The 22,629-nt window shown below is 74.6% G+C and carries 17 protein-coding genes; 15 read left to right on the top strand and 2 right to left on the bottom strand.

Annotation, left to right across the window (positions count from 1 at the left end):
- Window positions 1–24: 24 nt before the first annotated feature.
- Window positions 25–381 (bottom strand): hypothetical protein, encoded by a 357-nt coding sequence (locus OG294_RS35585; RefSeq protein ID WP_327070689.1) that lies wholly within the window; start codon window positions 379–381, stop codon window positions 25–27.
- A 175-nt stretch (window positions 382–556) separates the two neighbouring features.
- Here OG294_RS35585 and OG294_RS35580 point away from each other — a divergent pair, with 175 nt between their 5' ends.
- Entirely contained in the window at window positions 557–2,167 is a 1,611-nt protein-coding gene (locus OG294_RS35580; protein WP_327070688.1) for a sensor histidine kinase, read from the top strand.
- On the opposite strand, the gene OG294_RS35575 is transcribed toward OG294_RS35580, so the two are convergent.
- The gene (locus OG294_RS35575; protein WP_327070687.1) at window positions 2,164–3,414 is read right to left on the bottom strand and encodes an MFS transporter; all 1,251 of its coding nucleotides are present in this window, start codon (window positions 3,412–3,414) and stop codon (window positions 2,164–2,166) included. The two genes, OG294_RS35580 and OG294_RS35575, sit on opposite strands and share 4 nt — an antisense overlap.
- Window positions 3,415–3,606: 192 nt before the next feature.
- On the opposite strand from OG294_RS35575, the gene OG294_RS35570 reads away from it, so the two are divergent.
- From OG294_RS35570 to OG294_RS35505, 14 genes are all read left to right on the top strand, one after another.
- Window positions 3,607–4,062, top strand: coding sequence for a MarR family winged helix-turn-helix transcriptional regulator (locus tag OG294_RS35570; protein WP_327070686.1), 456 nt, complete (start codon window positions 3,607–3,609; stop codon window positions 4,060–4,062).
- Window positions 4,063–4,079: 17 nt separating this feature from the next.
- Complete coding sequence (locus OG294_RS35565; protein ID WP_327070685.1) at window positions 4,080–4,871, top strand: phosphotransferase enzyme family protein; 792 nt, start codon at window positions 4,080–4,082, stop codon at window positions 4,869–4,871.
- Between the two features lie 154 nt (window positions 4,872–5,025).
- The gene (locus OG294_RS35560; RefSeq protein ID WP_327070684.1) at window positions 5,026–5,295 is read left to right on the top strand and encodes a GlsB/YeaQ/YmgE family stress response membrane protein; all 270 of its coding nucleotides are present in this window, start codon (window positions 5,026–5,028) and stop codon (window positions 5,293–5,295) included.
- A 238-nt stretch (window positions 5,296–5,533) separates the two neighbouring features.
- Entirely contained in the window at window positions 5,534–6,307 is a 774-nt protein-coding gene (locus tag OG294_RS35555; protein ID WP_327070683.1) for a class I SAM-dependent methyltransferase, read from the top strand.
- A gap of 186 nt (window positions 6,308–6,493) precedes the next feature.
- Window positions 6,494–7,747, top strand: coding sequence for an AfsR/SARP family transcriptional regulator (locus OG294_RS35550; protein WP_327070682.1), 1,254 nt, complete (start codon window positions 6,494–6,496; stop codon window positions 7,745–7,747).
- 12 nt (window positions 7,748–7,759) lie between these two features.
- A complete protein-coding gene (locus OG294_RS35545; RefSeq protein WP_327070681.1) occupies window positions 7,760–10,018 on the top strand; it encodes a TOMM precursor leader peptide-binding protein in 2,259 nt (752 codons plus the stop codon).
- The gene (locus OG294_RS35540; RefSeq protein WP_442789280.1) at window positions 10,008–12,092 is read left to right on the top strand and encodes a TOMM precursor leader peptide-binding protein; all 2,085 of its coding nucleotides are present in this window, start codon (window positions 10,008–10,010) and stop codon (window positions 12,090–12,092) included. The genes OG294_RS35545 and OG294_RS35540 overlap by 11 nt, the downstream gene beginning before the upstream one ends.
- Before the next feature lie 91 nt (window positions 12,093–12,183).
- Entirely contained in the window at window positions 12,184–13,830 is a 1,647-nt protein-coding gene (locus tag OG294_RS35535) for a nitroreductase family protein (RefSeq protein ID WP_327070680.1), read from the top strand.
- Window positions 13,831–13,897: 67 nt separating this feature from the next.
- Window positions 13,898–16,624, top strand: coding sequence for a lantibiotic dehydratase (locus OG294_RS35530; RefSeq protein ID WP_442789382.1), 2,727 nt, complete (start codon window positions 13,898–13,900; stop codon window positions 16,622–16,624).
- Complete coding sequence (locus OG294_RS35525; RefSeq protein ID WP_327070678.1) at window positions 16,617–17,669, top strand: lantibiotic dehydratase C-terminal domain-containing protein; 1,053 nt, start codon at window positions 16,617–16,619, stop codon at window positions 17,667–17,669. Before OG294_RS35530 ends, OG294_RS35525 begins: the two co-directional genes overlap by 8 nt.
- Window positions 17,666–18,895 (top strand): M50 family metallopeptidase, encoded by a 1,230-nt coding sequence (locus OG294_RS35520; RefSeq protein ID WP_327070677.1) that lies wholly within the window; start codon window positions 17,666–17,668, stop codon window positions 18,893–18,895. Before OG294_RS35525 ends, OG294_RS35520 begins: the two co-directional genes overlap by 4 nt.
- Window positions 18,896–18,996: 101 nt before the next feature.
- Entirely contained in the window at window positions 18,997–19,920 is a 924-nt protein-coding gene (locus tag OG294_RS35515) for an ABC transporter ATP-binding protein (protein WP_327070676.1), read from the top strand.
- On the top strand, window positions 19,917–20,666 hold the full coding sequence (locus tag OG294_RS35510; protein ID WP_327070675.1) for an ABC transporter permease: 750 nt from the start codon (window positions 19,917–19,919) through the stop codon (window positions 20,664–20,666). The genes OG294_RS35515 and OG294_RS35510 overlap by 4 nt, the downstream gene beginning before the upstream one ends.
- Complete coding sequence (locus OG294_RS35505) at window positions 20,663–22,603, top strand: TOMM precursor leader peptide-binding protein (protein WP_327070674.1); 1,941 nt, start codon at window positions 20,663–20,665, stop codon at window positions 22,601–22,603. The genes OG294_RS35510 and OG294_RS35505 overlap by 4 nt, the downstream gene beginning before the upstream one ends.
- Window positions 22,604–22,629: the final 26 nt, after the last annotated feature.

The raw sequence follows: 22,629 nt of genomic DNA, 5'->3' as shown, positions 1-22,629 counted from the left end.
GCGGCCGGTCGAGCGGGCGGGCGGTCAGCGGCTGGTGAGCTCCGCGAAGAGCGGCCAGCCGTCGATCTCCCGCGAGGCGCGTGTCGCCAGGTCCGCCAGCGCGCCGCGGGCTGCCGCGGCGTCCAGCAGGCCCCGGACCACGCCCGGCTGGTGCAGGTTGAGCACGGCGCCGGTGTCGCTGCTGCCGACGGCACCCGTCTGCCACAGGGCGTCGGAGAAGAGCCGGCCCGGACCCGCCCGGAAGACGACGCGCAGGGTCCCCCCGGCCGCCTCCCGGTGCAGGGTCAGCACCTCGCCGCCACCACCGCGCCGATGGTGCACCGACCAGCGCCAGGTCACCGCACCGACCACGAGCCGGCGCAGCCGGCGCGGGTTTCCCATGCCCTCTCCCCCTCCCGTCCGATCCGATTCTGTTCGCGCTCTCAGAATGCACTCAGTCTTCCCTCAGGAAAGTCCCTGAGGTTGACTCCAGGTCAGCACGCGCGACCGACCGGGGAGCAGTCGGGCCATGGCGGATGCCGATCAGGTCCGAGTCTGCAGGATGACGGGGAGTGGCATGGTCGATCAAGGGGCAGGCGTCCAGCCGGCACAGGGGCCGGCGACGAACGACCAGGAGCGGGCGACGGACGGCCGCGGGCAGGCGACGGACCGCCGGGAGCGGGCGGCTGACCGCCGGGCGGCCGGGCGCCGGCTCGCCCGGGTGTCGCTGCGCGGGCGGCTGGTGCTGCTGACGGTGGTGGCGATCTCGCTGGCCGTGGTGGTCTGTTCGACGGCGAGCTGGTTCCTCGCCCGCGACCGCATGACCAGTCAGGTCGACGAGACGCTGCGGCAGTCCGTCGGGCCGGTCAGCAAGACCGCGGTGCACCACCTGGCCGGTCTGTGCAGCGGCACCGAGCAGTACGACACCGGGCTCGCCATCCCCACCGTGGTCTTCGCCGACGGCCACGCCTGCCCGCCGGACGGCGGCAAGACGGTCGTCGTGACCCCGGGTGACGTGGCCATCGCCGCCAGCCGGACCTCGGGGGCCCACGCGGACAGCCGGATCCGGACCGGCCGCACCAAGGACGGCACCTCGGTGCGGGTCTACGTGATCAGCATGCCGGTGAACCAGCCCGGCGGCGCCACCCTGCCGATGGCGGTGCTCGTCTCCCAGCCGCTCGCCCCGGTCCAGCAGGCACTGCGCGAACTCGCCCTCTTCCTGGCCGCGTTGGCCGCCGTGGTGATCACCGGCACCGCCCTGGGCGCCCGGTGGATCGCCCGCACCGCGCTGCGGCCGGTGAACCAGCTCACCGAGGCCGTCGAGCAGATCGCCCGCACCCAGGAGCCCGGCACCACCATCACCGTCTTCGGCCACGACGAAATCGCCCGGCTGAGCGGGTCGTTCAACGCGATGAGCACCGCGCTGGCCCACTCCCGGGAGCGCCAGTCGCAGCTGATCGCCGACGCCGGGCACGAGTTGCGCACCCCGCTGACCTCGCTGCGCACCAACGTCGACCTGCTCGTGCGCAGCCAGGAGACCGGCCGGGCACTGCCGGAACCGACCCGCACCCGCATGGTCGCCGCCATGAAGGCACAGCTGGTGGAGCTGTCCACGCTCATCAACGACCTGCTGGAACTCTCCCGCCCCACCCATGCCGCGGGCACCAAGCCACTGGACGTGGTGCCGCTGCACGAGGTCGCGGCGCGCGCCCTGGACCGGGCCCGGCTGCGCGGCCCCGGGCTGACCTTCACCGTGGAGCTCGACCCCTGGTACGTCCGGGCGGACGCGCACACCATGGAGCGGGCCGTGATCAACCTGCTGGACAATGCGGTGAAGTTCAGCCCGCCCGGGGGCGCGATCGAGGTGCGGCTGCGGGCCGGGACACTGACCGTCCGCGACCACGGTCCCGGGATACCGGCCGAGGACCTGCCGCACGTCTTCGACCGCTTCTGGCGCTCCCCCTCGGCACGGCAGATGCCGGGTTCGGGCCTGGGGCTGGCGATCGTGGCGCAGGCGATCCGGGAGGCGGGCGGCGAGGTGTCGCTGGGTCCCGCGGAAGGGGCCACGGCCGGGGCGGGCGACGGGGCGGTCGCGACGATCCGGCTGCCCGGAGCGCCGGCCGCACCCGCCGGACCGGCTGGACCCGCCGCCCGGCCGGACCGGCCGGCCCAGCCGGACCGGCGCTAGCCGAGCTGGACCGGGGCGGGGACGGAGCCGCTCACCGGCTGCTCCGTCGCCCCGGGCGCCGCCGCCTCGTGCGCCGCTGCCCCGGGCGCCACTGCCCGTGCGGTGCGGCGCTCCAGCGCGGCCGAGAGCACCGCCAGCAGCAGGGCGGAGCCGGTCAGCAGCGCGCCGACCCAGTTGGGCGCGGTGTAGCCGAGGCCCGCCGAGATGACCAGCCCGCCGAGCCACGCGGCCAGCGCGTTGCCGAGGTTGAAGGCGCCGATGTTGACGGCGGAGGCCAGCGTCGGGGCCTGCGCGGTCTGGTCCAGCACCCGCTTCTGCAGCGGCGGCACCGTGGCGAAGCCGAACGCGCCGAGCAGCGGCACCGTGATCGCGGCGGCCAGCTGGTGGTGGGCGGTGACCGTGAAGAGGGCCAGCGTCACCGCCAGCGCGCCGAGCGAGACGTAGAGCATCGGCATCAGCGCGCGGTCGGCGTACCGTCCGCCGACCAGGTTGCCAATCACCATGCCCACGCCGAAGAGCGCCAGCAGCCAGCCGACGGCGGACTGCGGGAATCCGGCCGGGCCGGTCATCATCGGCGTGATGTAGGTGATCGCGGCGAACACGCCGCCGAAGCCGAGCACGGTCATCGCCATCGCCAGCGCCACCTGGACGTTGCGGAAGGCCGCCAGCTCGCGCCGCAGCCCGCCGCCACCGGCCGGCCGCGGCAGCTGCGGGACCAGCGCCGCGACTCCGGCCAGGCCCACCAGGCCGATCACCGTGACCACCGCGAAGGTCGCCCGCCAGCCGTAGTGCTGGCCGATCAGGGTGCCGAGCGGCACGCCCACCACGTTGGCCACGGTCAGGCCGGTGAACATCAATGCGATCGCCCCGGCCCGGCGCCGGGGCTCGACCAGGCCGGCCACGACCACCGAGCCGATGCCGAAGAAGGCACCGTGCGCGAGGGAGGCGACGACCCGGCCGACCAGCAGCAGCGTGAAGTTCGGCGCGACGGCGCTCAGCGCGTTGCCCAGCACGAAGACGCCCATCAGCAGCATCAGCATCTGCTTGCGCGGGATCCGGGTGCCCAGCGCGGTCAGCAGCGGGGCGCCCAGCACCACCCCGAGCGCATAGCCGGTGACCAGGAAGCCCGCGGTGGGGATCGAGAGGCCGAAGTCCGCGGCCACCTGGGGCAGCAGCCCCGCCGCGACGAATTCGGTGGTGCCGATGCCGAAGGCGCCGATCGCCAGGGCCAGCAGTGCGAGGGGCATGGGAAGCCACCCTCCATGGTTGTTGCGTTCGAGCATTACAAGCTTCGACAATAATTGCAGACGCCGGATACTTGCAAGCGCGGGCTATTTCGATCTGGAGCTATCCTGGTGCACGGCGTGACATAGGACGGCACGGCATCGCATGGCGCAGCAGGGCAAGGCGTGGCGGGGCATGGCGCGGAGGAGCGGAACGTGAGTGAGCAGGTCGGACAGGGCCTCGCACAGGGCTGGTGTGCGCTCTCCGCCCTGCACAGCCGGATCGAGGCCCACATCGAGCGGGCCCTGCAGGCCGGCCACGAGCTGAGCGTGCGCGAGTATTCCCTGCTGAACGTGCTGAGCGGCCAGCACTCCGGCGAGGGCGGCCACCTGCGGATGAGCCAGGTCGCCGAGTCGGTGCTGCTCAGCCAGAGCGCCACCACCCGCCTGGTCTCCCGGCTGGAGGACCGCGGCCTGCTCTCCCGCTACCTCTGCCCCGACGACCGGCGCGGCATCTACACCGAGGTCACCGACGCGGGCCGGTCCCTGCTCGCCGAAGCCCGTCCGACCAACGACACCGCCCTCGCCGAGGCCCTCACCGACGCCGCCGCCCGCCCCGAACTCGCCCCCCTGGTGGCCGCCGTCCGAGCCCTGCCGGCTCGGACGACCTGAGGACGGGGGCGGGCAACGTGCCGGACGACCACCCGTCGACCGAGCAGGTCCTCACCGGTGGCGGCGTCAACCACGTGGTCCGCAGCGGCTCGACCGTCCGGCGGCCCACCGGCGACTGGACGCCCACCGTCCACGCGCTGCTGGATCACCTGCGGGCGGCCGGCTTCACCGGCTCGCCCCGCGCCCACGGCCTCGACGCCGAGGGCCGGGAGATCCTCGACTTCCTCCCCGGCCAGGTGCCCGGGTACCCGCTGCCGGCCCACGCCCGCTCGGACGCCACCCTGCGGGCCGTGGGCAGGCTGCTGCGCGAGTACCACGACGCGACGGCCGGGTTCGCCCCGCCCGCCGACGCCCGCTGGTACCGGCCGGCGAGCGAGCCGGCCGAGGTGGTCTGCCACGGGGACATCGCCCCGTACAACTGCGTCTTCCGTGACGGCGAGCCGGTGGCGTTCATCGACTTCGACACCGCACACCCCGGCCCCCGGATCCACGACGTCGGCTACGCCGCCTACCGCTTCGTCCCGCTGACCGCCCCGGACAACCCCGACTTCACCCTGTCGGTCGGCGAACAGGCCCGCCGGCTGCGCCTGTTCGCCGATGCCTACCGCCTGGCCGCCGGCGACCGCGCAGCCCTGGTCCGCACCGCCGCCGAGCGCCTGGACCAGCTCGTGCGGCACCTCCACCAGCAGGCCGCCCAGGGCAACGCCGCCTTCGCCGGCCACCTGGCCGCCGGCCACGACTCCCTGTACCGCCGCGACGCGGCGCACCTGCGCCGCCACGCGGCCCGCTTGACGGCGGCGCTCGCCTGAGGCGGCGGGCGGCCCGCCCCGGACCCAGCGGATGCCGGGCCGGTGGGTGACGGCTTAGCCTTTGAGAGGCGTTCCCGCACGGCGGCGACCGCCGTCCGGGCGCGGCCCGAGCGCCCGCGCTCCACCAGGGGCCTGCTGTTCCACCGGAGGCGTCATGTTCCAGATCGTGTGGATCCTCATCATCGGTCTCGTCCTCGGCCTGCTGGCCCGGCTGCTGCTGCGCGGCCCGCAGGCCATCCCGCTCTGGCTCACCGTCGTACTCGGCGCCGTGGGCGCCCTGCTCGGCAACGCCGTGGCCGGCTGGATCGGCGTGCGGCACACCTCCGGGATCGACTGGATCCGGCACCTGCTGCAGATCGGCTTCGCGGTCGTGCTGGTCGGCCTGGTCAGCCCGGCCTGGAGCAGACGCAAGGTGAGCCGCTAGGAGCCTGTCGGGCTGGCCGGAGAAGAATTTCAGAAACCTGCCTGGGCGAAGCCCTGAACGTGCCCTTCACGGCCTTCGGGCCGGGGCTGGCCGGTCCGCCCCGGGCGGGTGCGGGTAAGGGGCCCGGCGAGGTCGGGGCGGCGGCCCGGTCATGGCTCCGGCCACGTCGGGCACCTGCGCCGAGCTGGGCATCTGCGGGTTCCGGTCCTAGCATCTCCCCCTCAGGGAAGGGGATTTGATGGACCGGAACATCCGCACCGTGGACGATGTGCTGAAACTGCTCGACGGGCTGTTCGCGCCGGGGGCCGACCGCTGGACGGGCGGGGCGGCCGACTGGTGGGACCGCTTCTACGCCGACCGCGACCGGGCGGTGCCGTTCTTCGTGGCGAAGCCGGACGAGACGCTGGTCGACTACCTGGAGCGCGGACTGCTCACCCCCGGGCGGGCGCTGGAGCTGGGGTGCGGTCCGGGGCGCAACGCGCTGCACCTGGCCGCGCTGGGGTTCCGGGTGGACGCCGTGGACCTCTCACCGACAGCGATCGCCTGGGCCGAGGAACGCGCCCGCGAGACGCCCGGCGGGGAGCGCGTCCGGTTCGTCCAAGGTGACGCGTTCGCACTGCCCGAGGGCGAGTTGCCCGGCCCGTACGACCTGGTCTACGACTCGGGCTGCTTCCACCACCTGCCGCCGCACCGCCGGATCAGCTACCTCGCGCTGATCGATCGCGTCCTGGCCCCCGGCGGCCGGCTGGCGCTCACCTGCTTTGCGGCGGGGGCGATGGGCTCCGAGCTGCCGGATGCCGCCCTGTACCACGAAGCCGGCCTGCAGGGCGGGCTCGGTTACACCCCGCAGGCGCTGCGCTGGATCTTCGCCGGCCTGACGGAAGTCTCGCTGCGCCGGATGCGCGACGAGCCGGCCGAGTCCGCCTGCTTCGGCGAACCGTTCCTCTGGGCAGCCCTGTTCCGCCGCCCGGTGGAATCGCCGTTCACCGACTGCACGGCGCCCGGCCGCTGAGCTGCCCCTTCGCCGGCGTCGGCGCAGGTCCAGACCTGGGGGCATGCCTGAGCATTGGCAGGAAGTTCACTCAAATGCCTGTCGAAGTCGTTGACTTGATCGACTTTCGGCCAGTAGCTTCCGGCGGACGGAAACGGGCAGAACTGGCACCGGCCGGTCGACGACCGTGACCACAGGGGGTGAGCCGTGAGCGGGAGCACAGGAACGCAGCAGGACGGCGACGGAGCCACCCGGTTCACCGTGCTCGGCCTGCTGGCCATCGCGGACCGGCGGGAGACCGCCGTGCTCCAGCCCTCCAAACCCGCCACCCTGCTGGCCGCGTTGCTGGTCCGCCCGAACGCGGTGGTCTCCGTCGAGTGGCTGCAACGGGCGATCTGGGGCGAGGAGACCCCGGCCACCGCCAAGGCCGCCCTGCACTCCTGCGTGCTGCGCCTGCGCCGGCTGTTCGCCAAGTACGGCATCGCCGGACACGCCATCGAGGCGCTGCCCGGCGGCTACCGGATGGCCGTCGACACCGGCACCCTCGACCTGCTCGAATTTCGCGAGTTACTCCGGCGGGCCGACCAAGCAGCCGATCAGAAAGCCGAGTTGGGCCTGTTACGGGAGGCGCTGGCACTGTGGCAACTACCGGTGCTGGGCAATGTGCCGTCCGACGCGCTGCACCGCGAGGAGGTCCCCCGGCTCACCGAGGAGTGGCTGCGGACCGCCGAACGGGCCTATGACATCGAACTCGCCCTCGGACGATGTCGCGAGGTGCTCGCTGAACTCTGGTCGGCGGCCAGATCGCACCCGGTGCACGAGCGGTTCTGGGAGCAGCTGATCGAGGCGCTCTACCGCACCGGCCGCCGCGCGGACGCACTCGCCGAGTACCGCCGGGTCCGCGACCACCTCCTGGAGGAGCTCGGCGTCGATCCGGGGCCGGCCCTGCGGCGCCTCGAACTCTCCATCCTGCGCGGCGAGTCGGTGACCACTACGACCACCGCCGCGACCACCGCCACGGCCACCGGCGCGGCCACTACCGCGACCACGGCCCGAGCGGGCGCACCTGACGGGCTCCATGGACCGGACGAGCGGGCGCTCTCCGCCCCGGCGACCGCCCGCACCGCGATACCCGCGATACCCGCAGCACCCGCCGCCGCGACCGGCCCGGATCCACAGCCCGGTCCGGCGGACCGGGCAGGCGTCCTGGCCACGCCGAGCGGCCCGGTCAGCGGCGAACTCGTCCTGGCCGGGCTGGTGCAGGCCGGACTGCTGCGCGAAGGCCCGCCCGGCCGCTACCAGGTCCACGACCTCCTCTTGGCCTTCACCCGTGCCGCCACCGGGAGTTGGACCCACGCACCGGCCACCGGACCGCCCGCCGACGGCGTGGGGCGCACCGAGCGCGCCACCGAGCACCCCCGACCCACGCGGCTTCCGGCCGCCCCGCTGCGCAGAACCTGAAGGGTGAGGGACATGGCCCGGTACGAGGAGATCGCCGACACGCGCCCGCGGATCCGGCGCGACGTGCTGTACACCCGCACGCCCACCGGTGTGCTCTTCCACAACGCACACGGCGGCTTCAGCCTCACCACGAAGAACGCCTACCGCTTCGCCTCGCTGCTCGTCCCGCACCTGGACGGCGGGCACAGCGTGGCCGACCTCTGCAGCGGGCTCGGCGACCAGCAGCGCGCCATGATCACCCAGCTGGTGGCCGCACTGTACGGCCGCGGCTTCGCCCGCGACGCCGGCCCGGCCCCGGAGGCGGACGCGGAGGCCGTCTCCCCCGAGGTCGCCGCCCGCTTCGGCGCCCAGCTGGAGTACATCGACCACTACGTGGGCGGCGCCGCCGAGCGGTTCGCCCGCTACCGGCGTACCAGGGTCGCCGTCCTGGGCGACAACGAGCTCGCGCGCTGGTGTGCGCTGAGCCTGATCCGCAACGGCTGCGCGACCCTTGGCCTGCTGCCCGGCGTCCTGGCGGACGAGACCGGTGCGCTGGCCGCCGAGACGGCCGCTCTCGCCGAGGCGGGCTGTGAACTGACGCTCCATCAGATAGCCGACGACAAAGGCCCGGTGGACTGGGATGCGCTCGACGGCTACGACCTCGTCGTGGTCACCGCGGGAGCCCGGCAGACCGCGCGGCTGCTGGAGGCGGGCATCCCCGCGGGGCGGCGGCTGCTGCCGGCCTGGACGATCGGCGACCGCGCGGTGCTCGGGCCGGTGATGGCCGAGGGCCGCCCCGGTTGCTGGGTGTGCGCCGCTCTGCGCCTGGGCGCGGGCGCCGACCCCGCCGACAGCGCCGAGTTGTGGAGCCGCGTGGCGCCGCTCGCGCCGCTCTCGGCCGGGGACCGGCAGCCGAGCGGGCCGCTGGCCGCGATGCTCGGCAACCTGCTCGGCTACGAGGTGTTCCGGCTCACCACCGAGGCGCTGCCGGCCGAGACCGACGGGCAGTTTGTCGTGCAGCACCTGGACTCGCTGGACGTGGCCGCCGAACCACTGCTGCCGCATCCGCGCTGCCCGCGCTGCGCCACGCTCGACGAGCAGGCGGCGGGCCGGCCCGAGGGCCAGTGGCCGAGCACCGGCGAGCTGGACGCGGCGGACCGGCCGCGCACCGAGCCGGCCGACGGTGCGGCCGAGGAGGCCGCGGCCCAGCAGGCGCTGGCCGAACTCGACGCGCGGGCCGTGCTGGTGCGAGCGCACGCCGGGCTCTGCACCGAGTTCGCCGACGACAGCTGGCAGCAGACGCCGCTCAAGGTCGGCACGGTGCGCCTGAACCTGGCCCCCGGAGCGCGCCGGGAGATCTCCGCCTTCGACGTGCACCACGTGGCGGGCGCCCGGCTGCGCGCCCTCTACCGCGCGGCCGAGGTCTACGCGGACCGGGTGATCCCGGCGGCGGACCCGCACGGCCGGGCGGCGACGGAAGACTGCGCGCGCATCGACCCGGCCGGGCTGGCGACCGCCAGCGGCGTGCTGCCGACCGGCGAGCGGCCCTGGCGTCCGGCCCGCTCGCTGCTCACCGGCGAGCGGCTGCTGGTGCCGGCCGCCGCCCTGCGTCCGCTGGCGGCCGACAACGCCGGCCACGTCTTCGAGGCCACCAGCGCGGGCACCGGCGCGGGCGGCACGCTCGCCGGGGCGATCACCCGGGCGCTGCGCTCGGCGCTGGCGTACGACGCGCTGCGGCGGGCGCTGCGCGGCGCCGCCACAGTCCGGACCCTCCCACTGGACCTGCTGGAAGCCGATGTCGAGCTCACCTTCCTGGCCCGCTCGGCCAAGAACCTCGGCCTGGAGCTGGAGCTGCTGCTTCTGGGCGGCGACCCGGGTGAACCGCTGCCGGTGGTGCTGGCCCGGGCCACCGAACCGGGGGCGGAGCGCGGGCGCTGGGCGCTGGGGGGCGCCCTGAGCCTGCGGGAGGCGGTGCTGGCGGCGGCCCGGGACCTGCTCGGCCTGGTCCAGCTCGGACGCGACCTGGGTGCGCCCGGCTCCGGCGACGCCGGAGACCCGCTGGTGCGGGACCTCGATCCGGCCGTGCTGGTCGCCGGTGCCAACGCGACCGGTGCCGGCCCGGGGGCGCCGGCCGACCGGCTCGACTGGGCGCAGGTCCTGGAGCGGCTGCGGGAGGCCGGACGCGACGTGCTGGTCGCACCGGCGGGCGCACCCGATCTGCGGGCCGGCCGGATCGAGGTGGTCAAGGTGCTTCTCACCCACGGGACCCACGGGACTTCGGGTGCGCACTGAGGCCGCCGGGGTCGTCGAGCGACCGCGCGGCGGGGCTGCGGATGCACGGTGCGAGCCGGCGGACGGCTGCTGGGCGCGCACCCGCGAGGCGCTGGCCGAGTTGCTGACGCAAGCCCTCGGCGCACCGCAGAGACCCCCGCGACTGCTGGGCGTGCAGGACGAGTTGGGCATCGCCGAGGCCGCCTCGGACGCCGGACCGGCCGATCCCGTGCACCTGTACGGCCACCACGTGATCGTCGGGCCCGGCCCCTCCCCCGCCGGTTCGCCCTGTCCGCGCTGCCTGGCCCGGCGCTGGCAGGCCGTGCGCTCCGGGCCACTGCGCGAGGCGCTCGAACGCGGCGGCGACACCGTGGCGGTGGGCGCCCCGCCGTGGGCGGTGCCGTTCCTCGCCGACGCGCTGGCCGCGCTGCTGGCGGCCCGCCGCGAGCGGCCCCCGGCCGCTCTGGTACACCTGCTGGATCTGGAGACGCTGCGGGTCAGCGGCTTCCCGCTGCTCCCCGACGCCGAGTGCCCGCACTGCGACCCGCGCACCGAGGACCGCGCCGAGCAGGCCCGGATCACGCTGACCAGCCGGCCGAAGTCGGCACCGGACGACTTCCGGCTGCGCGGGATCGAGGAGTACCGGCTGTCGCTGCCCGCCCTGGTGAACCCGGTGGCCGGGATGCTCGGCCCCTCGGTGATTCCCGACCTGGTGTCGGCCATCACCTCCTCGACCGTCGGCTGCTTCACCATGCGCTCCGGCAGCTACCTGCGCGAGTCGTTCTGGGGCGGCCACACCGCCGCCTACCGCACCAGCACCCAGGTCGGCCTGTTGGAAGGCCTGGAGCGGTTCGCCGGGATGCGCCCGCGCGGCCGGCGCGGCACCGTGCTGGCGGCCCTCGACGAGCTGGGCGAACAGGCGCTCGATCCCAGGGAGTGCGGCCTCTACAGCCCCGAGTTCCACCAACTCAAGCCGGACGTCCTGCCGTTCTCGCCGAGCCGGGCGATCCCCTGGGTCTGGGGCTGGTCGCTGCGCGAGGACCGGGCGGTGCTGGTTCCCGAGGTGCTGACCTACTACCACGCGCCGGGCGGGCTGCGGAACCGCTTCGTCCAGGAGAGCTCCAACGGCTGCGCCTCCGGCGGTTGCCTGGAGGAGGCGGTCTACTTCGGGCTGATGGAGGTGGTGGAGCGCGACGCCTTCCTGCTCAGCTGGTACGGCGGGATCGCACTGCCCGAACTCGATCCGCAGCGGAGCACCCGGGCCGAAACCCGGGCGATGGTGGACCGGTTGGCGATGTACGGCTACCGGGCGCGCTTCTTCGACACCCGGATGGGCTTCCCGATCCCGGTGGTGACCGCGGTCGCCGAACGGATCGACGGCGGGCTCGGCCGGCTCGCCTTCGGGGCGGGCGCGAGCCTCGATCCGGAGGCGGCGCTCTGGGCCGGTCTGTGCGAGATCGCCACCGACGCGGTCAACCTGCGCCGCCGCACGGTGCGCGAGGAGCACCGACTGCGGGCGATGGCCGCCGACTTCGACCAGGTCCGGGTGCTGCACGACCATCCGCTGCTCTACGGGCTGCCCGAGATGGCCCGGCACGCCGACTTCCTGCTCAGATCTGACGGAGCGTCACCACGGGCTTCGTCGCCACCGACTACGTCACCACGGGCTTCGTCGCCACCGACTACGTCACCACCGGCTTCGTCACCACGGGCTTCGTCGCCACCGACTACGTCACCACCGGCTTCGTCACCACGGGCTTCGTCGCCGCTGGCCGACCCCGCTTCGCTGGCCCGCGGTCCGGGCGCGATCCGGCCGGGCGACGACCTGCGGGAGGACCTGGAGCAGTGCGTGGCGGCGGTGACCGGAGCGGGCTTCGACGTCATCGTGGTCGACCAGACCATGCCCGAGCAGCGCGCGTTGGGCCTGTGCACCGCGAGCGTGCTGGTCCCCGGCCTGCTGCCGATCGACTTCGGCTGGCGCCGGCAACGGGCCCTGACCATGCCCCGGCTGCGCACCGCGCCGCTCAGGGCCGGCCTGCGCGACCGAGAGCTGTCGGACGCCGACCTCAACTGGGCACCCCACCCCTTCCCTTGAGCCGACAGCCGACCAGCAGCACGGACCCCGGGCCCCGGGCGCCGACGAAGCAGCGAGAGACGAAGCAGCGAGACCTGAGAGAGGAGTCAGCATGGGCTACGCCCACGAGTACGCCGCCGCGGTGATGCGGCGCGGCCGGGTGCCGATGGAGCCGGCCGACTTCGTGCCCGACTGGGCCGACCGGCCGCGCAAGGGCAAGTACTACCCCGGCGCCGAGCGCCTGCCGCTGCCGGACGGGCCGGCGGCACCGGGCGCCAGCGTCCAGCGCGGCCTGTTCGGGCCGCGCGGGCAGGGCGGGTTCACCCTGCCGCTGCTCGGCGGGATGCTCCGCGACTCCTACGGCCTGACCGGGCGGCGGCTGGCCGTGCAGGCCAACTCGGACCTGGGCTCGCTGCCGTTCGCCACCCACGCCAACTTCTCCCGCGGCACCGCCTCCGGCGGCGGGCTGTACCCGATCGGCATCCACTGGGTCTGCGGGCCCAGCGGCCCGTTCACGCCCGGCGTCTACCACTACGCCACCGGCCACCACGCGATGGAGCGCCTGCTGACCGGCGACGTCTCGGGCGAGGTGCGCGCGGCGCTGGGCCGGGCGCCGAGCCAGGAGGGGGACGGCTGGGAGACCGACCAGTTCCTCGTGCTCGGGGTCAAGTTCTGGCAGAACGCCTTCAAGTACAACAGCTTCTCGTACCACGTGGTCGCCATGGACATCGGTGCGCTGCTGGAGACCTGGCGGATCTGGGCCCGCGCGCACGGCCTGCACATCGGTGCCGCACTCTGGTTCGACGAGCCGAGGCTGACCCGGCTGCTCGGCATGGCGCCCGAGGAGGAGGGCGTCTTCGCCGTCGTTCCGCTGCGCTGGCAGCACGGCCGGCCGGCCGCCGCGGCCCGTGCCGGGGCCGTCCCCGCCGAAGTGCGGGTGCACGCCGTGGACCAGGAACGCTCGCGCACGGTCCTGGACTTCGAGACCGTGCGGCGCGTGCACGCCGCCACCCTGGCGGGTGCGAGCGACCGACCGGCTCCCGGCGTGCTCGCGCAGGGACTGGGCCGTGTCCCACCATTCCCACCGGACGCGGCAGCGGGTAGCGCCGACCTCCGGCTGCCCGCCCCGCAGCCGCTCACCGCCGGGGTGCGCACCGCCCTGCGGGCCCGGCGCAGCAGCTTCGGCCGGTTCACCGCCGAGCCGCCGATGAGCGCGGCCCAGCTGGCCACCGCACTGGCCGCCGCCGCGACCGCCGCCCGCCTGGACACCGATGCGGAGGGCGGCACGCCCCAGGGCCCCGACGGACCGCCGCTGACCCGGCTCTACGTCTTCGTCAATCACGTCACCGGCATCGCGCCGGGCGCCTACGCCTACCTCCCGGGCGGCGACCGTGCCGCGCTGCGACAGGTCGGGAGCGGGGCACCGGGCGCGTTCCTGCAGCGCACCTACTTCCTGGCCAACTACAACCTGGAGCAGGCCGCTGCGGTGATCGCGGTGGCGGCACCGGCCGGCGCCGTGCTGGACGCGGTGGGCGACCGGGGTCTGCGGCTGGTCAACGCGGCCGTCGGCGCCTGCTCCCAGGCGCTCTACACCGCCACCGCCGCGGCCCGGCTGGCCTGCGGCGTGGCGCTGGGCTTCGACTGCGTCTCCTACGCCGAGGAGTTGGGGCTGACGGAGCGCGGCGAGGTGCCGATGCTGATCATGATGGTCGGCCAGGAGCACCGCAGCCCCGCCGACTTCGACCACCGGATCGCCTGATGTGCGGGGGGACGAGTTGACCACCGAAACGCCGGACCCGGCTCCCGAGAGCCTGGGACACCACTTCATGCTGCGGGTCGGCGGACTTCCCGTCGAGACGGTGCACGCCCTGCGCGCACCCGAATCCCTCGACTGGGCCGAGCGGTTGCTGGCCGAGGAGGAGCGACTGGCCGACCTGGGTGCCCGGCTCAGCGAACCGCTCTCCGCGCTGGTGCGGACGGCCGGGGACGCCGGCCGGCGACGCGAACTGCTGGCGGTGCGGCGGCAGGTGTTCAACAACCGGCTGCCCGACCGGCCGGCCGAACTCGGCGCGCTGGCGGCCGAACTGGGCGGCAGCACCGGCGAGCTGCTGGCCCAGTGGCTGCGCGCCCGCCACCACCTGGCGCGGCTCGCCGAGCGCGGCGAACCGCTGCTCGCCGCCGAACTCCTGTCCACTCGTGAAGAGTTGCGCCGGATCGCCGGGAGCGAGGAGCTGCGCCTGGGCCTGCTGCTCGCCTCCCCCTCCCTGGTGGACGGGCTGGACCGCCGGCAACGCGCCGACCCCGCCGCCCCCTTGGACAAGCGCGCCCGCAAGCTGGAACGATCGCTGCTCTCCTACCTGTACCGGACCGCCTGCAAGACCAGCCCGTTCAGCACCTTCACCGCGGTCGCCGCGGGCACCTTCAGCCCCGCCGCGACGGGCACCGCTGCGGAACAGACCGGCACCACTCCCGAGCAGGCGGAGCTGCAACTCGGCCCCGGGCGGACCAGCCACCCCCGACTGAACGTGGTCGTCCTCGCCCGGCTGGCCGAGCTGATCGCCGCCGACCCCGGGCGCCGTCGCGACCTGCCCCTGACGCCCGCCTCCGGCTGGGAGCTGACCGAGGACCGGGTCCGCTACGTGCGCCGCTCGGTCACCGCCGGGGACGCCGCCGCGGCGGTGAGCTTCGACGCCGCCCACGACCGGCTCTTCTTCCTGCGGCTGAGCGGCGTACTGGAGCACCTGCTGGAGTTCTTCGGCGAGCGCCCGCTGATCCGCTTCGGCGAGCTGGCCGCGCTGCTGAGCGCCCGCACCGGCGGCAGCACCGTGGACGCCGAGCGCTACCTGACCGCGCTGCTCGACGTCGGCATGCTCCAACTGCCCGCGCTCGGAACCGATGTGCACGCCGCCGACCCGCTGCGCGCCTTCCAGGCGGCGCTGCACTCGCTGGACCGGCCGTGGGCCGAGGCCGCCGCGGCACGCCTGGCGGGCCCGGCCGCCGCGATCGACCGCTACCCGGCGGCGGACCCGCCGACCCGGCGCGCCCTGCTCACCGAACTGCGCCGGGAACTCACCGCCCTGCAGAGCGAGCTGGCGGGCGGAGAGGCGCCCGCACTCCCCCAGACCCTGCTCTACGAGGACGTGGCGGCGGGCGAGGTGGCCGCGGACCGCGCCGAGTGGCGCGAGCCCGCCGCCCGCCTGCGCGAACTCGCCCGGATCCTGCCCGTCTTCGACCTGGGCCTGGCCCGCCGGCTCACCCTGAAGGGCTTCTTCCTGGCCCGCTTCGGCCACGGCGGCAGCTGCCCGGACCTGCTCCAGCTGGTGCACGACTTCCACGAGGACATCTTCAACCAGTACCTGCAGTTCACCGCGCTCAAGCCGGAGCAGGGCGAGGACGGCGGCTACCTGCCCGAGGAGAACTGGCTGGGCCGCCCCGAGCTCACCGCCCTCGACCGGGCCCGCACCGAACTCTCCCGGCGGATGGCCGAGTTGTTCGCCAAGCTGCCCGACGGCAGCGAGGAGCTGCTGTTGGAGGACGCCGACCTGTCCGCCGTCGCCGCCGAACTCGCACCGCTCGGCGAGGAGTTCGCGCCGCACAGCCACTTCGTCCAGCTGGCCCGCCGCGCACGCGGGCCGCTGGCCGTGCTCAACCACTCGTACGGCGGCCTGGCCTTCCCCTTCACCCGCTTCACCCACTGCTTCGACCAGCCGGACGGCGCCGGCCTGCCCGCCCGACTGCGCGAGGCACTGCTGGCCGCCCAGCCCGAGGGCGCGGTGTTCGCCGAGGTGACCGCGGGATCGGCCACCACCAACCTCAACCTGCACGCCCGGCTGACGGAGTACGAGATCGTCTGCCCCGGGGAGCGCAGCACCGCCCCGGAGGCCGCCCAACTGCGGCTCGACGACCTGTCCGTGGCGCACGACCCGGTCGCCGACCGGCTGCACCTGCGCTCGCGCCGGCTGGGCCGGGAGGTGATCCCGCTCTATCTGGGCTACCTGGTGCCGATGGTGCTGCCCGAGGTGCCGCGCAGCCTGCTGCTCTTCTCGCCCACCTCACGGGTCACCCCGCAGCTGTGGCGCGGGGTGCCCGCCGGCCCGGCCACCGACGGGGTGACCCGGCGCCCCCGGGTGCGGTACGGCAACCTGGTTCTCCAGCGCCTTAGTTGGACGGTGGCAGCACAGGGGCTGCCGGTCGCCCGGACGGGCGGCGGCGAGGCCGGGCGGTTCCTTGCCTGGCAGCGCTGGCGCCGCCGGCTCGGGCTCCCCCTGCAGCTCTTCGTCCAGGTGCATCCACAGGGCGGCGCCGGCCCGCGGCTGGGCTCCGTCAAGCCGCAGTACCTGGACTTCGCCAGCCCGCTCTCGCTGCTCGCCCTGGAGGGCCTGCTCACCGGCGGCCCGGCCGAGCTGGTCCTGACCGAGATGCTGCCCGGCGAACAGGAGCTGCACGTGCGCTCCGCCCGGGGCCGGCACGTCGCCGAACTGGCCCTGGAGATCGTCCCCCGCACCACGGCCGCCGCCACCGGGCAGCGGGAAGGAGAGCCCAGCCATGGCTGACCACCCCGCCGGAGGCGCCCCCGGCGACTGGCAGGCCTTCCACATCTTCTACGCCGCCAGCCCGCGCCCGCTGCTGCTCCAGTGCGTGCGCCCGCTGGTCGAGGAGCTGACCGAACAGGGCCTGCTCGCCGGGTACTTCTTCATCAACTACTGGCTGGAGGGTCCGCACCTGCGGCTGCGGCTGCGCCCTGCCACCCCCGCGGCGGCCGGCGAGGTGACCGAGCGCGCCGAGGCGGCGATCGCAGCCTTCCTGCGCCGCCGCCCCGCCCTCTACGAGGTGAAGGACAGCTTCTTCGCCGAGCTCTACAACACCCTCTTCGAGCTGGAGTACCGCGAGGAGGACCGCGAACGCCTGCTCGGTCCGGACGGGCGGATGCGGCTGCGCGAGAACAACACCTTCAGCGCCGAACCGTACGAGCCGGAGTACGGCAAGTACGGCGGCCCGGCCGGAGTGGCGCTCGCCGAGTGGCACTTCCAGCGCTCCAGCGACCTGGTCATCGAGGCCGCCCGCACCATGAACCTGCACCTGCGCACCGTGGTGCTGGGGCTGGCCGCGCAGCTGATGATGACCATGTCGGCCTGCTTCCTGCCCGACCAGGAGCAGCTGCTGGCCTTCCTGGACCGCTACCACGCCTTCTGGAACGGGGCGTTCGAGGGCACCAACTTCACCGCGCAGCAGGGCTACGACCGCGCCTACGGCAGCACCGGCGAGGCGCTGGCGGACCGGTTCCACACCATCCGCGCGGCCATCGGCGCCGGCGTGCCCGAGCGCCTGCCCACCCTGCTGCGCGACTGGGCGGAGCACTGCCTCCAACTGCGCGCCCGGGCCGCGGCCCTGGCCGAGCGCGGCGAGCTGGTCTTCCGCTCCTGGGACGGCACCCGCGACCTGCCGGTGACCGATCTCGCCCAGGCGCTGCCGATGCTGCTCTCCCCCTACGCCCACATGACCAACAACCGGCTCTCGGTGACCGTGCGCGACGAGGCCTACCTCTCCTACGTGCTGGCCCGCGCGCTGCGCGAACCGCGGGCCGCGGTGAGTTCATGACGGAGCGTCAACTGCTCGACCTGCGACCGCGGATCCGCCCGGAGATCCGGATCAGCCGCCCGCTGCTGCGCGGCACCACGCCGGTGCACCTGCTCAAGGACCCGGTCAGCGGCCGTCGTCTGACGGTCGGCACCAAGGAGCACTTCATCATCAGCCGGCTGGACGGCAGCCGGTCGCTGGCCGAGGTCGGCGAGGAGTACGCGCGGCAGTTCCGGGCGCGGCTCGGCGAGCCGCAGTGGCAGCAGCTGCTGGGCCTGCTGCACAGCCGCGGCCTGCTCGGCACCGCCCCGGCGCCGGGCCCCGAGGCCGCCGGGCGGCCGTCCGAGCCGGCCCGCTCCACCGTGCTGGCGGGCCGGGTGCGGATGGTCGCCGACGCGCCTGCGCTGCTCGACCGGCTGCACGCGGCCACCGGCCTGCTGCGCCGGCGCTGGTTCCTAACCGCCCTGTTCACCCTGGTGGCCGCGCTGCTGACCGGCCTGGCCGCACAGTCCGGCGCGCTGCTGCGGGACACCGGGCAGCTGTTCCACCAGCCGGTGGCGCTGTTCGCCGTCGGCACCCTGCTCTGGGTGAGCCTGGCCCTGCACGAGCTCGGGCACGGCCTGGTCGGCCGGGCGTTCGGCGGCCGGATCACCGAGATCGGCCTGCGCTGGCGGCTGCCGGCGACCTACCTGTACTGCGAGGTGGAGGACGTCCAGTTCTTCGCCCGGCGCCGCCAGCAGATCGCCACCGCCTGCGCCGGCGCGCTGGTCAACCTGGTCTTCCTGCTGCCCTGGTACCTCGCCTGGAACCTGCTGCCCGCGCACGCCCAGGCCCGGCCGTTCATCGGCGGCCTGCTGCTGCTCGGCGCGGTGCTGGCCTTCGCCAACCTGGTCCCGCTGCCGCCGCTGGACGGCTACCAGGCCCTCGGCTACGCCCTGGACTGCCTCCAACTCGCCACCGAGAGCCGCCGGTTCGTCGCCCTGCTGGCCCGCTCGGCGGTGCGCCGCGGTCCGGGGACCAGCGGCTACCCCCGGCGCCTGCGACTGGTCTACGGCGGCTACGCGCTCGGCTGCGCCGCGCTGGCGGCCACCGCGCTCGCCGCGCTGGGGCCACTGGCCCGCCGGCTGCTGCCGGCCGGCTGGGCGCCGGTGGCCGGCCTCGCACCGCTGCTGGTGGTGGCCCTCGCGCTGGCGCTGTGGGCCGGCGGCCTGGTCCTGCGCACCCACCGCAAGCGGCAGGCGACCTGATGCCGGCGGACGAGCAAGCACGACAGCGAGCGACAGCACGACGGCAAGCGACAGCACGACAGCGAGCAGCAGCACCACGGCGAGCAACAGAGAGAGTGACGATGAGTCCAGCCGCAAGCCCCTCGGCCCCCGCCGTCGAACTGGCCGGGGTGACCAAACGGTACGGCAGCGTGCAGGCGCTCGACGGGGTCTCGCTGACCGTGGCGCGCGGCGAGTTCTTCGGTCTGCTCGGCCCCAACGGCGCCGGCAAGACCACCCTGGTGGAGATCGTGGAGGGCCTGCGCACCCCGGACGCGGGCCGGGTGGCGGTGCTCGGCGAGCAGCCCTGGCCGCGCAACACCGCGCTGCTGCGCCGCCTCGGCATCCAGACCCAGAGCTCGGCCTTCTTCACCCGGCTCACCGCGCGCGAGCACCTGGAGACCGTCGCGGCGCTCTACCGCCTGGACCGGGGCGCCGCGCTGCGCGCTCTCGACCTGGTCGACCTGCGGGAGAAGGCCGACAGCCGGGTCCACGAGCTCTCCGGTGGCCAGCGCCAGCGCCTGGCGCTGGCCACCGCGCTGGTCCACGAGCCCGAGCTGATCTTCCTGGACGAGCCGACCGCCGCGCTCGACCCGGCCGCCCGGCGCTCGCTCTGGGAGGTGCTGGGCACGCTGCGCGGAGCCGGTCGGACCATCGTCTGCACCACCCACCACCTGGACGAGGCGCAGGCGCTGTGCGACCGGGTGGCGATCATCGCGCACGGCTCGATCCTGGCCCAGGACACCCCCGGCAACCTGATCCGCTCGCTCGCCGCCCCCACCCGGCTCAGCCTGCCGCTGCACCGGCTGACCGCCGCCGAGGCCGAGCGCCTGCCCGGGGTGGAGCGGGTCGCCGTCGAGGGCGGCGAGCTGGTGATCTGGACCAGGTCGGCCAACCGGGTGCTGGTCGCGCTCGGCGAACTGGTCGACCTGGAGGAGATCCAGACCCGCAGCGCGACCCTGGAGGACGCCTACCTGGAGCTGACCGGATCGGAGCACCGCGCGTGAACGCCTACCTCGCCGTCACCCGGGCCAGCTACCTGGCCTACCTGCGGGACCGCACCTCGGTGATCTTCACCTTCGCCTTCCCGCTGCTCTTCCTGGTCGTCTTCGGGCTGATCTTCCACGGGCAGTCGGTCAACGGCGGCCTGTCGTACATCAACTACATCGCGCCCGGGGTGCTCTCCTGGGGGATCGGCAACGCCGCCCTGTTCGGCGTCGCCTTCACCCTGATGCACTGGCGGCGCGACGACCTGCTGCGCCTGATCTGGCGCACCCCCACCCCGCTGGGCTCGGTGCTCGGCGCCCGCTACCTGGTGGCGGTGGGCACCGGGCTGATCCAGGCGGCCCTGTTCGCGGCCGTCGCGCTGGCCGCCTTCGGCCTGCGCGTCACCGGCCACTGGCCGCTGGCGCTGCCGGTGCTGCTCTTCGGCATCACGGCCTTCGCCGCGCTCGGCCTGGTGGTGGGCACCCTCGCCAGCACGCCGGAGGCGGTGGCCGCGGTCGCCAACTGCGTGATGGTGCCGATGGCGTTCCTGTCCGGCGCGTTCTACCCGATCGACCTGATGCCGAGCTGGCTGCGCACGCTCTCCCGGGCGCTGCCGCTGCGCTACTTCGACGAGGGCGTCACCGACGCCTTCGCCGGGCGCGGCGGGTCGGGCGTCCCGGCGCTGGACTGCCTGGCGCTGCTGGGCTTCGCGCTGCTCTTCGCGCTGGCGGCCGGGCGCTTCTTCCGCTGGAGCAACCAGTCATGACCATCCATCAGCCTCACGACGGCCTGCCCTTCGAGGCGGCCCGCGCCCTGCTGGAGCGCCGGCTGGCCGAGCGGGCCGCGGCCGAGGACCGGCCCGCCCCGCGGGTGGCCGCGCTGGGCGGCGTCGACCTGCTGCGCCCCGAGCCGGGCGAGGCGGCCCGGCACTGGGCCGGCGCCACCGTGCACCTGGGCTCGGGGGCCGTGCTGATCGGGCCCTGGGGCGGCTCGCCCGCGGCACCGAGCGCCTGCGGCTGCTGCCTGGCGATGCGCTGGCAGCGGCTGCGCAGCCGCACCGAGCGGGAGGCGCTGGAGAGCGGATCGGCGCTCACCGTGGTGGACCCCGGCTGGCCGCGGCTGACCGAGCACGCGCTGGACGCCGTCTGGGCGCTCCACCGGCTCACGGACGGCGCACGGCCGCCGGGCACCGGTCCGGACGGCGAGCTGCCGCAGGTCAGCCGGCTCGACCTGGAGACCCTGCGGGTGCAGACGGTGCCGCTGCTGGCCGAACCGCTCTGCCCGGCCTGCGCGGCCACCGGCGCCGGGCAGACCGGGGAGGAGCCGGTGCTGCCGCTGGTCGCGCGTCCCAAGCCTGCGCAGCAGGAGTACCGGCTGCGCCCGGCGGGCGGCTACCCGCTGCCCGCCCTGGCGCTGGCCAACCCGGTCTGCGGCGTGCTCGGCGCGGGCACCTGGTCCGACGTCACCTCGCCGACCACCGCGCCGGTGGCGGGCAGCGTCTTCATGCGCGGCTACGCCGGGCTCACCGACGTCACCTGGAGCGGCCAGGCCAACTCCTTCGCCGCCAGCCGCGACCTCGCCTTCCTGGAGGGCCTGGAGCGGTACGCGGGCACCCATCGCCGCCGCACCGCGCCGCCGCTGACCGAGGCCTACCGCAACCTGGTGGGCGCCGCGCTCGACCCGCGCGACTGCGGGCTCTACGCCGAGCGGACCTACCGGGACGACCCGATGCTCAGCCCCTTCGACCCCGACCGGCCGATCCCCTGGGTCCAGGGCTATTCACTGCGCGACGAGCGCCCGATCCTGGTCCCGGCCCGGCTCTGCTACTACAGCGCCGGGGTGGCCGCCGACAACTTCGTCTTCGAGTGCTCCAACGGCTGCGCGATCGGCAGCTGCCTGGAGGAGGCGATCCTCTTCGGCCTGCTCGAACTCGTCGAGCGGGACGCCTTCCTGCTCGGCTGGTACGGCAACGCCGCGCTGCCCGAGATCGACCTGGACCGGCACCCGGGCGCGACGCTGCGGGCGATGGTGGACCGGGCCGCGCTGCAAGGCTACCGGGTGCGCGCCTTCGACAACCGGGTGGACCTGAGCGTCCCGGTGGTCACCGCACTCGCGGTCCGCGAGGACGGCGGCCCCGGCACGCTGGCGTTCGCGGCCTCGGCCGGGTTCGACCCGGCGGCCACCGTGGAGTCCGCCGTCTGCGAGATCCTCACCTACATCCCGCACCTGCCGGGCCAGGTGAGCGCGCGGCCGGCGGAACTCGCCGCGATGGCCGAGGACTTCGAGCTGGTGCGCCGACTGCCCGACCACGCCGCCCTGTTCGGGCTGCCCGAGATGGCCGAGCACGCCGGGAGCTACCTGCGCCCCAGCGCGCTGCTCGACCCGGAACAGACCTACCAGGGCTGGCTGAAGCAGCGCCCGGACTCCGGTGATCTGCTGGACGACCTGCTGCACTGCCGCGACGAACTGGTCCGGGCCGGCTTCGACGTGATCGCGGTCGACCAGACCACGCCCGAGCAGCGGCGGCTGGGCCTGCGCACCGTCTGCACCCTGGTGCCCGGCCTGCTGCCGATCGACTTCGGCTGGTCGCGCCAGCGCGCCCTGCGGCTGCCCCGGCTGCGCACCGCGCTGCGGCGCGGCGGGCTGCGGGAGCGGGACCTCACCGAGGACGAACTGCGCCTGGTGCCGCACCCGTTCCCATGACGAGCGGGTGCGCGGACGCCGACGGC

It is taken from the genome of Kitasatospora sp. NBC_01302, assembly GCF_035976515.1.
Classification (GTDB): domain Bacteria; phylum Actinomycetota; class Actinomycetes; order Streptomycetales; family Streptomycetaceae; genus Kitasatospora.
The sequence above is the reverse complement of the archived record's forward strand: the minus strand, read 5'-3'. Positions and strand labels throughout refer to the sequence as shown.